Here is a 4812-nt window from a genome sequence, read left to right as displayed (position 1 = left end):
GGTGGGAAAGCGCCCGGGTTTCTACCAGCGCGCAGTCGGCGGTGCCGTCAGCTGTTCCGTCAGCCACGACACCCGGTCACGGAATCGCCGCCGCCCCCGCACCACCGGCACCACATTCTCCCCGGCCGCCGCGCTCACCAGGTGCTGCACGGTGTCCAGGTCGAGGTCCGTGCCCTCCGGTACGGCGAGCGACTCATGCGCCAGCGACGCCAGTTCACGGTCCCCGGAACCCAGCGCGAGCACGGTCGCCCCGGCCCGCCGCGCGTCGGACACCCGCTCCAGAAGCGGATCACCGGGCCCCTCCGGCGACACCACGAGCAGCGTCTCCCCCCGCCGAGCCGCCTCGATCCGCCCCAGCCCGACCGCCAGATGCGCCGGATCGGAGGGCCGCGCGTCATGCCGTACGAGAGTCGGAGCCAGTTCCGGCGTGCCCGACCAGGCCGCCTCGTCGACGAGATGCGCCGCGAGATGCCACGGCTCGTACGCGGGCGTGCCGACCAGCAACAGCCCACCCCCGTGCGACACGACGGACCCGCGCAACACCCCCGCGAACCGTCGCGTGGCCCCCAACCACTCGGTCCCGGCGAGCACTTCACGCAGCAGCGCGACCCGTACGGCGTCCATGGCCGAGCATCCTGCCCCAACCGGCCGTTCGTGACGCGGAGTTCACCACGAATTCGCCCAACTTGGGGATGGTGCTGCCTCATCGGTCCCGCAAGGAGTCACCTCATGACAGACACCGCAGAAGCCACAGAAGTCACCGTCCCCTTCGTCGCGGGCCAAGGCGGCTACGCGAGTTACCGGATCCCGGCGATCGTGGTCTCCCGCGCCGGCACCCTCCTGGCGTTCTGCGAGGGCCGCGTCGACTCCGCGAGCGACCACGGCCACATCGACATCGTCCTGCGCCGCTCCACGGACGGCGGCCGCACCTGGGGCCCGCTCACCGCCGCCGCCACCAACGGCCCCCACCTCGCGGGCAATCCCGCCCCCGTCGTCCTCGACACCGGCCGCATCCTGCTCGTCTACGTCCGCTCGACCGCGACCGCCACCGAGGACGCCATCCTGCGCGGCCAGGTGACGGCGGCCGACGGACGGCGGATCTGGGTGCGGTACAGCGACGACGACGGGGTCACCTGGTCGAGTTCGGAGGAGATCACCGAGCAGGTGAAGAAGCCCGAGTGGCGCTGGTACGCCACCACGCCCGGGCACGCCGTCCAGTTGAGCACCGGCCGGGTGGTCGTCGCCGCCAACCACACGATCCCGCCGACGGGCAAGGACGTGGGAAACGAGGCCAAGTACAACAGCGGTCACTGCCTGCTCAGCGACGACAAGGGCGAGACCTGGTACCTCGGTTACGTCGACGAGAACCCGGACGGCTACATCAACTGCAACGAGACCACCGCCGCCGAACTCCCGGACGGGCGCGTCTACTTCAACACCCGCAACGACTCGACGTCCCCCGGCAACCGCGCCGACGCGTACTCGGCGGACGGCGGGAGGACGCTCGTCAAGCCCTTCCGCCCGCAGGCCGGCCTCGTCGCCCCGATCTGCGAGGCCGCCGTCCTCCAACTCCGCGACCCCGACGTGTTGTTGTACTCCGGCCCCGGCGACCCGGCCGCCCGCGCCCTGCTGACCCTGCGCGCCTCCACCGACGACGGCGTCACCTGGCGCCCGGTGTTCACGGTCGACGGCCTGCCCGCCGCCTACTCCGACCTCGTCCGCGTCGACGACGACACGGTCGGGCTCCTCTACGAGACCGGCGACTTCGGGCCGTACGAGACGATCACGTTCCGACGGGTGCCCGTGACGGACCTCACCTGAGCCGATACCGTCGCCGACCCGGACGTAAAGTCGGCCCATGACCTCTACCGACAGTGCTGCACAGACCCCCGCGACGGCCTCCGGGACCGCCCCCGCGAAGGCACCCGCCAAGGACCCGTGGGACCTCCCCGACGTCTCCGGACTGGTCGTCGGCGTGCTCGGCGGGACCGGGCCGCAGGGCAAGGGCCTCGCCTACCGGCTCGCCAAGGCCGGCCAGAAGGTGATCATCGGTTCCCGCGCCGCCGACCGCGCGCAGGCCGCCGCCGAGGAACTCGGCCACGGCGTCGAGGGCGCCGACAACGCCGAGACCGCGCGCCGCAGCGACGTCGTGATCGTCGCCGTGCCCTGGGACGGCCACGGCAAGACCCTGGAGTCGCTGCGCGAGGAACTGGCCGGCAAGCTCGTCGTCGACTGCGTCAACCCGCTCGGCTTCGACAAGAAGGGCGCCTACGCGCTGAAGCCGGAGGAGGGCAGCGCCGCCGAACAGGCCGCCGCCCTGCTGCCCGACTCGCGCGTCGCCGCCGCCTTCCACCACCTGTCGGCCGTGCTGCTCATGGACACCGAGATCGCCGAGATCGACACGGACGTCATGGTGCTGGGCGAGGAGCGCGCCGACGTCGAGATCGTGCAGGCGCTGGCCGGCCGTATCCCCGGCATGCGCGGTGTCTTCGCCGGCCGGCTGCGCAACGCCCACCAGGTGGAGTCCCTGGTCGCGAACCTGATCTCCGTCAACCGCCGCTACAAGGCCCACGCGGGACTGCGCGTCACGGACGTCTGAGCGGGTGGGGGACACTGGTGGCGGCCGACCCGCCAGTGTCCCCATCCGTTCAGCCGACAGGAGCCGAACCCATGCCCCGCCTCGCCCTCTACGCCCTCGTCGTCTGTCTGCTCGCCGTGGCCGCGGCGGTCGTCTCCTTCGTGGAGGGCAGCCTGCTCGGGATCGTGTGGGTACTGCTCGCGGGCCTCTCGTCCAACATGTGCTGGTACTACCTCAAGCGCGGCCGCTCGGTCACCCGCTGACCGAGCAGAACTCGTTGGTGCCCTGCCAGAAGCGGTACAGGTTCTGCCCGCAGTAGGTCTCGAAGTCGCTGATGCCGAGCCCGCGCAGGATCGCGTCGATCACGTCGAAGAAGTACGTGTTGATCGACGGCACCCACAGCAGCGCGAACACGAACAGCAGGCCGAACGGCGCGAACGGCTCCACCTGCCGCTTCACGTTGTACGACAGCCAGGGCTCGATCACGCCGTAGCCGTCCAGGCCCGGCACCGGCAGGAAGTTCAGCAGCGCGGCCGTGACCTGGAGCAGCGCGAGGAACGCCAGCGCGAACCGGAAGTCCCGCGGCACCCCGTCGAGCGAGTGCAGCCAGAACGGCGCGGTGCAGACGGCCGCGAACACCACGTTCGTGAGCGGGCCCGCCGCCGAGATCAGGCTGTGCTTCCAGCGGCCCTGGATGCGGTTGCGCTCGATGAACACCGCGCCACCGGGCAGACCGATGCCGCCCATGATGACGAAGATCACCGGGAGCACGATGCTGAGCAGCGCGTGCGTGTACTTCAGCGGGTTGAGGGTGAGATAGCCCTTCGAGCCGACCGAGATGTCCCCGCTGTGCAGCGCGGTGCGCGCGTGCGCGTACTCGTGCAGACACAGCGAGACGATCCAGGCCGCCGTCACGAACAGGAACACGGCGACACCCGGCTGCTCGGCGAACCCGGTCCAGGTGGCCCAGCCGGTCACCGCCGTGACGGCCAGGATCCCGACGAAGACGGGACTGATCCGCCGGTCGCTCGGGCGGGTGGTGGTGGCGGTCATGGGGGCGGGCTCCCTGCTGGGGTCGGTGGACGCGAAGCCCGACGGTACCGGGCCGGAAGGGAAAACGTCTCGCGAGCGGTGGTCGGTTCCGGGGAAGGTGGGGACATGGGACTCTGGCACGCGTTCTACGACCCCGTCACCCCTCCCGGGCGGGCCCGCGCCCGGCGCCGCGCCGCCCCAACCCCGTGACCGCTTCCGTCGCCACCAGAGACAATGGACTCCGTGCGCTATCGCATTCTCGGCACCACCCAGGCACTCCGCTCCGACGGCACCCCCGTCCCGGTCGGCGGGGCACGGCTGCGCGCCCTGCTCACGGTGCTCGCCCTGCGGCCCGGCCGGCCGGTGCCCGCGAGCGTGCTGGTGGACGAGGTGTGGGGCGCCGACCCGCCCGCCGACGCGCTCGGCGCGCTCCAGGCGCTGGTGGGCAGGCTGCGCCGGGCGCTCGGCGCCGACGCGATCACCTCGGCGGACACCGGCTACCGGCTCGCCGCCGCCCCCGACGACATCGACCTGCACCGTTTCGAGCGGCTGACGGGGGAGGGGCTGCGGGCGCTGGCCGACGGCAACGCGGTGAAGGCGGCCGAGGTCCTGGACGACGCCCTGGCCCTGTGGACCGGCCCGCCCCTCACCGACCTCCCCGACCGTACGGCGGAGGCGGCCCGGTGGGGGACCCGCCACCTCGACGCCCGTCGCGCCCGCCTGACAGCGGCCCTGGCCCTCGGCGACGCGGACACCGCCCTCCCCGAACTGACCGCCCTGTGCGACACCCACCCCCTCGACGAACCCCTCCAGTCCCTCCGCCTCCGCGCCCTCCGCGCCACCGGCCGCACGGCGGAGGCACTGGCCGCCTACGAGGACGTACGACAACTCCTGGCAGACCGCCTCGGCTCCGACCCCGGCCCTGAACTACGGGCGCTGCACGGGGAGTTGCTCAGTCCCGATGGTGGTGGGTACGGCGGCGTCGGCGGACGTTCCGGATTCGGCGGGCCCGGCGGCTCCGGCGGTCGCGCGCCGGGTGGGGGGTCCGGCGGTCGTGCCGGTTCCGGTGGATCGGGTGTCTACGGCAGTTCTGGTGGGCCGGGTGCCTACGACGGTTCGGGCGGATCGGGCGGCTACGACAGCCCCGGCGGACCGGGTGTCCACAACGGCCCCGGTGGACCCGGCCCACCAGAACTGCCGTA

Annotated in this window: 6 protein-coding genes; 4 read left to right on the top strand and 2 right to left on the bottom strand. The window is 72.3% G+C overall.

Annotated elements, in window-relative coordinates; translation table 11 throughout:
• Positions 1 to 21 precede the first annotated feature (21 nt).
• Positions 22 to 624 (bottom strand): hypothetical protein, encoded by a 603-nt coding sequence (locus tag JHN63_RS48605; protein WP_200691544.1) that lies wholly within the window; start codon positions 622 to 624, stop codon positions 22 to 24.
• A gap of 105 nt (positions 625 to 729) precedes the next feature.
• On the opposite strand from JHN63_RS48605, the gene JHN63_RS48600 reads away from it, so the two are divergent.
• From JHN63_RS48600 to JHN63_RS48590, 3 genes are all read left to right on the top strand, one after another.
• Positions 730 to 1821 (top strand): exo-alpha-sialidase, encoded by a 1092-nt coding sequence (locus JHN63_RS48600; RefSeq protein WP_200691543.1) that lies wholly within the window; start codon positions 730 to 732, stop codon positions 1819 to 1821.
• A 37-nt stretch (positions 1822 to 1858) separates the two neighbouring features.
• Complete coding sequence (npdG, locus tag JHN63_RS48595; RefSeq protein ID WP_200691542.1) at positions 1859 to 2599, top strand: NADPH-dependent F420 reductase; 741 nt, start codon at positions 1859 to 1861, stop codon at positions 2597 to 2599.
• Between the two features lie 71 nt (positions 2600 to 2670).
• On the top strand, positions 2671 to 2841 hold the full coding sequence (locus tag JHN63_RS48590; RefSeq protein ID WP_200691541.1) for a hypothetical protein: 171 nt from the start codon (positions 2671 to 2673) through the stop codon (positions 2839 to 2841).
• Here the strand turns inward: JHN63_RS48590 and JHN63_RS48585 are convergent.
• On the bottom strand, positions 2831 to 3631 hold the full coding sequence (locus JHN63_RS48585; protein ID WP_200691540.1) for a site-2 protease family protein: 801 nt from the start codon (positions 3629 to 3631) through the stop codon (positions 2831 to 2833). The genes JHN63_RS48590 and JHN63_RS48585 overlap by 11 nt on opposite strands.
• A 213-nt stretch (positions 3632 to 3844) precedes the next feature.
• On the opposite strand from JHN63_RS48585, the gene JHN63_RS48580 reads away from it, so the two are divergent.
• The coding region (locus JHN63_RS48580; protein WP_234478836.1) for an AfsR/SARP family transcriptional regulator at positions 3845 to 4812 on the top strand (968 nt) is incomplete at its 3' end.

The organism is Streptomyces sp. MBT65, from assembly GCF_016612545.1.
GTDB lineage: Bacteria > Actinomycetota > Actinomycetes > Streptomycetales > Streptomycetaceae > Streptomyces.
Note: the sequence above shows the minus strand (reverse complement) of the source record. Positions and strands in the feature narration are given on the sequence as shown.

Bases quoted from the DNA above. Each gene is read 5' to 3' on its own strand.
- JHN63_RS48605 (WP_200691544.1), bottom strand. From the start codon at position 624: ATGGACGCCGTACGGGTCGCGCTGCTGCGTGAAGTGCTCGCCGGGACC.
- npdG (WP_200691542.1), top strand. From the start codon at position 1,859: ATGACCTCTACCGACAGTGCTGCACAGACCCCCGCGACGGCCTCCGGG.
- JHN63_RS48590 (WP_200691541.1), top strand. From the start codon at position 2,671: ATGCCCCGCCTCGCCCTCTACGCCCTCGTCGTCTGTCTGCTCGCCGTG.
- JHN63_RS48585 (WP_200691540.1), bottom strand. From the start codon at position 3,631: ATGACCGCCACCACCACCCGCCCGAGCGACCGGCGGATCAGTCCCGTC.
- JHN63_RS48600 (WP_200691543.1), top strand. From the start codon at position 730: ATGACAGACACCGCAGAAGCCACAGAAGTCACCGTCCCCTTCGTCGCG.